Source organism: Micromonospora sp. ATA51, assembly GCF_016802855.1.
GTDB lineage: Bacteria > Actinomycetota > Actinomycetes > Mycobacteriales > Micromonosporaceae > Micromonospora > Micromonospora sicca.
Window position 1 is genome coordinate 1 of the sequence record NZ_JAEVHJ010000416.1, and the last position, 4,851, is coordinate 4,851.

Sequence of the window (4,851 nt, forward strand, 5' to 3'; positions counted from 1 at the left end):
GTTCGTCGAGGTAGCGGGGCTCGGCGGATCCGTGGCCCGCGGGCGTCCCGGAGTGCGTGGACACCCCCGTGCGGCCGGCCGAGCCGGCCAGCCGACTGAGCCGGTGGCTGTTCCAGCACCGGGTGCAGCCGGTCGGCCCGGAGACCCGGGAGCCGGAGGCGAAGGCGCACCCCTGGTGGCAGGTGATGTGCCTGACCGGCGTGGACTACTTCTCCACCCTCTCCTACCTGCCCGGCATCGCCGCGTTGGCGGCCGGCGCGCTCTCCCCGCTGGCCACCCTGCTGATCGTGGCGCTGACCCTGCTCGGGATGCTGCCGATGTACCGGCGGGTGGCCCGGGAAAGCCCGCACGGGCAGGGCTCGGTGGCCATGCTGGAACGGCTGCTGCCGTTCTGGCGAGGCAAGATATTCGTGCTGGTGCTGCTCGGCTTCGTGGCCACCTCGTGGATCATCACGATCACCCTCTCCGCCGCCGACGCCACCGTGCACCTGCTGGAGAACCCGATCCTGCCGGCGTCCTTCCCGCACGGCACCACGGCCGCGGTCGCGGTGACGGTGGCGCTGCTGCTGATCCTCGGCGGCGTGTTCCTGCTGGGCTTCAGCGAGGCGGTGCAGGTCGCCATCCCGCTGGTGGCGGTCTTCCTCGGGCTCAACGCGGTGATCGTGGTCGTTGGGCTGGCCGAGGTGGCCGCCGACCCGGCGGTGCTGAGCGGCTGGACCAACGCCCTCACCGCCCGTGGCGCCGGCGTGGGCGACCTGCTCGGGCCGGCCGTGCTGGCCTTCCCGCTGCTGGTGCTGGGGCTCTCCGGCTTCGAGACCGGCGTCAGCATGATGCCGCTGATCAAGGGCGAGGGCACCGACCCGCGGCAGCGGCTGGAGAACCGGATCCGCAACACCCGCAAGCTGCTCGCCACCGCGGCCCTGGTCATGTCCGTCTACCTGATCGCGACCACCTTCGTCACCACCATGCTGATCCCCGCGGAGGAGTTCCAGCCCGGCGGGGCGGCCAACGGGCGGGCGCTGGCGTTCCTGGCCCACGAGCACCTGGGCGAGGCGTTCGGCACCGTCTACGACATCAGCAGCGTGCTGATCCTCTGGTTCGCCGGCGCCTCGGCGATGGCCGGCCTGATCAACATCGTGCCCCGCTACCTGCCGTCGTACGGCATGGCGCCGGAGTGGGCCCGGGCGGTCCGGCCCGTGGTCATCGTCTACACGCTGATCAGCATCGCCATCACCGTCGCCTTCCGGGCCGACGTCAACGCCCAGGCCGGCGCGTACGCGACAGGGATCCTGGCGATGATGGTCTCCGGCGCGATCGCGGTGACCATCTCCGCGTACCGGTCGCGGCACCCGTTCGCCGGGGCCGGCTTCACGGTGCTGACCCTGGTGCTGCTCTACGCCCTCACCGAGAACGTGATCGAGAAGCCGGACGGCATCACCATCTCCGGCTTCTTCATCGCCGGCATCATCGCCGTCTCGCTGATCTCCCGGGTCACCCGGACCACCGAGCTGCGGGCCGAGCGGATCGAGTTCGACGAGGCGGCCCGGCGGTTCATCGCCGACTCGCTGACCCACGACGGCCGGCTGCACCTGATCGCCAACAAGCGGCAGAGCGGCTCGGTGAAGGAGTACCGGTTCAAGGAGCGGGCGCAGCGCGCGATCAACCCGGTGCCGGGCGCCGCGGACGTGCTCTTCCTCGAGATCGACGTGGTCGACCCGTCCGAGTTCAGCCAGGTGCTGCGGGTGCACGGGGTGGAGGTCGACGGGTACCGGGTGCTGCGGGCCGGCAGCCCGGCCGTGCCGAACGCGATCGCGGCGATCCTGCTCGCGCTGCGCGACGGCACCGGCGTCCGCCCGCACGCCCACTTCGAGTGGTCCGAGGGGAACCCCCTCGCGCACCTGCTGCGCTATCTGATCCTGGGCCGCGGCGACACCCCTCCCGTGGTCCGGGAGATCATCCGCAAGTCCGAGCCCGACCCCACCCGCCGCCCCGGCATCCACGTCGGCGGCTGAGGTCCGGGCCGGGCCGCTCAACCGAGCGCGCGCAGCCGAGCGTTGAGGTCGCCGGCGAAGAAGTCGAGGAAGCCGTCCGGGTCGGGGCCGGCGTTCTGCATGACGATGTGGTCGTAGCCCGCCTCGACGTAGGCGCGCGCCTTCGCGACGTGGACCTCCGGGTCAGGGCCGACCGAGAACTGCCGGCGGACGTGGTGGTCCTCCACCCAGGAGGTGGCCGCGTCGAAGTTGACCGGGTTGGGCAGCTCGCTCATCACCTTCCACCCGGTGATCGCCCACCGGCTGGTCTCCCGGGCCGCGCGGACCGCCTGCTCCTCGTCGGTCGCCCAGGCGATCGGCACCTCCGCGTAGCGCGGGCCCCGCCCGCCGGCCTGCCGGTAGTGGTCGGCGATCGACGACTTCGGCTCGGTGGCGAAGAGGCCGTCGCCCAGCTCGGCGGCCATGGCGGCCGAGGCCCGGCCGCTGGCCGCGACCGCGATCACCGGCAGCGTCTCCGGCAGGTCGAAGACCCGGGCGTCCTCCAGCTGGAGGTGCCTGCCCTCGTACGACTGGTAGCCGCCCTGCCAGAGCAGCCGGATGATCTCCAGTGCCTCGCGGAGCCGTTCGTGCCGCCCGCGGACGCTCGGGAAGCCCTGCCCGACGACGTGCTCGTTGAGCCGCTCGCCGGCGCCCACCCCGAGGGTGAACCGGCCGTCCGAGACCAGCGCCATGGTGGCGGCGGCCTGGGCGATGATCGCCGGGTGGTAGCGCACCGTCGGGCAGGTGACGCCGGTGGCGAGCCGGAGCGTGCTGGTCTTGGCGGCGATCGCGCCGAGCACGCTCCAGGTGAACGGGGAGTGCCCCTGCACCTCGAGCCAGGGGTGGTAGTGGTCGCTCATCTCCACGAAGTCGAAGCCGGCCTGTTCCGCGCGGACCGCCTGCCGGATGAGCTCCTGTGGTCCGAAGGCCTCCGAGGCCAGTTTGTAGCCGATCTGCATCGCCGGGTCTCCCGTTCCGTCCGCGGTGGACCTCGGCCCTTCCCGGCAGGTCGCCGGCAAACGCCAGCCGGGAACCCAGCCTCCTAGGACGCACTACGGGTGGTGACGCGACCGGCCCGGCGCACGCAGCGGCCCGCGCCGCGGGGGGAGCGGGCGCGGGCCGGAGCAGTGGGGGATTACTTGGACGGCTCGGGGAGCGTGCAGTCCACCTTGGGGTTGGCGCCGATGTAGTTCAACGGGCCGGCCACGATGGTCACCAGGATGGTGCCCGCCTCCGCGCAGTTCTTGTCGTCGCTGCTGTAGTAGCCGCGCTGACCGGCCGCGATCGCGCCGATGATCAGCCAGATCACGACCAGGACGCCGACTATCGAGGTGCCGCGCATGGGTTGCCTCCAGGGGTGTGGTGGATTTCGAGGTGCCACCCCTGTACCCAATCCGCGCGTTCGGCTAACGGAGGCGGGGACCGGGCGGACGGCCGTTTACGACCATGCCCGGGAGCTTCGGCTCAGTGCGGCGGCTTCGGGGACTCCGGCGGCCGGCCCCGGCTGCGTCGATAGTCGGCGACGGCCACCCCGGCGAGCACCAGCATGGCCCCGGTCGCGGCGACCAGCGGCGGCAGGAAGAGCACGGCCGGGGCGATGGTGAGCAGCGCCAGCAGCCCGCCGGGGCGGGACAGCGAGACCCGGCTGAACACCTCGTACTCGAAGAAGGACCGGCCGACCAGGAACAGCGCCGGCCCGCCCAGGATGACCGCCGCCCAGGCCGGCGGCGTACGCCCCGTCGGCTCGTGCAGCACCAGGTCGAAACCGGCCGCGGTGACCACCACCCCGGCCACGATCAGCAGGTGGGTGTAGGGGGCGGTGTTCAGGAATCGGCTCGGCTGCTTCGAACTGGAGATGGCGTGCGGCAGCAGCTCCCCGGACTTGTGCACGTAGATCCGCCACAGCAGCAGGGTGGTGATGAAGGCGACCGTGAAGGCGCCGATGTTCTGCGCCTCCGAGTGGTAGATGCTGAACATCATGCCGGTGGTGAGGATGGCGTCGCCGAGCGCGATGATGAAGAACTGCTGGTAGCGCTCCGAAAGGTGTTCAGCCGTGACGTTGCGCTGGGCGTCCGGCACCACGCCGAGGCCGGGCACCGGGTACGCGAGCCGGAAGCCGACATAGTCGAGGGCGAGCGCCAGCGCCCACAGCGCCTCCCGGGCGTGGCCGTGGACGAACCCGCCCGCGATCCACGGCACGGCGGAGACGGCGAACCAGATGAAGATCCGCGCCGCCCGCCGCTGGGTCTGCCGGTGGTGCCGGACCGTCGGCATCAGGAACAGGCCGCGACCGAGATGGATCGCGACGTACGTCGCGGCGAAGACCAGCCCTCGGCTGGCGAACGCCTCCGGGATGGCGGTGGTCATCAGCAGCGCCCCGAACATCACCGCGATGATCAGCAGCTTGATCTCGGTGCGCTCCGGGTCGTACATGTCGGTGACCAGGGTGGTGATCGCCCAGGTCCACCAGAGCGCCATCAGGATGAGCAGGGCCTGCAGGGCGCGTTCCCAGTTGAGATCGACGACCATGCCGCGCGAGACGAGCGCCAGCGCGACCACGTAGACCAGGTCGAAGAAGAGCTCCAGCAGCGTCACCCGGCGAGGTGACTCGGGGTCGCGCACCGGGGGCCGGCCTCGTCGCGAGGGCTGCTCGGGCGAGGCGAAGGGCACGAGTTGCTCCTGCGGTGCGGGATCGGCGCGACGGGCCGGTGGTCCTCACCGACGCTAGATCCTTGGGTTCGAGAATCTGAACAACTGAGTCAGGTTTTCAGGCTGCGGTTTTGAGTCGTGCGCGGGCGATGTAGTCGTCGACGTGGTGGTC

Annotated in this window: 4 protein-coding genes; 1 reads left to right on the top strand and 3 read right to left on the bottom strand. The window is 71.3% G+C overall.

The features are described from left to right. Positions 1-56: 56 nt before the first annotated feature. Complete coding sequence (locus JNW87_RS34780; protein WP_109799821.1) at positions 57-2,012, top strand: APC family permease; 1,956 nt, start codon at positions 57-59, stop codon at positions 2,010-2,012. A 17-nt stretch (positions 2,013-2,029) separates the two neighbouring features. Here JNW87_RS34780 and JNW87_RS34785 read toward each other — a convergent pair whose 3' ends face one another. The 3 genes from JNW87_RS34785 to JNW87_RS34795 form a co-directional block, all read right to left on the bottom strand. Then, a complete protein-coding gene (locus tag JNW87_RS34785) occupies positions 2,030-2,989 on the bottom strand; it encodes a TIGR03557 family F420-dependent LLM class oxidoreductase (RefSeq protein ID WP_109799820.1) in 960 nt (319 codons plus the stop codon). A gap of 176 nt (positions 2,990-3,165) precedes the next feature. Beyond that, positions 3,166-3,372: a hypothetical protein gene (locus tag JNW87_RS34790; RefSeq protein ID WP_109799819.1), complete on the bottom strand. Its 207-nt coding sequence runs from the start codon at positions 3,370-3,372 to the stop codon at positions 3,166-3,168. A 122-nt stretch (positions 3,373-3,494) separates the two neighbouring features. Continuing rightward, positions 3,495-4,625 (bottom strand): low temperature requirement protein A, encoded by a 1,131-nt coding sequence (locus tag JNW87_RS34795; RefSeq protein WP_236647260.1) that lies wholly within the window; start codon positions 4,623-4,625, stop codon positions 3,495-3,497. Between the last annotated feature and the right edge of the window lie 226 nt (positions 4,626-4,851).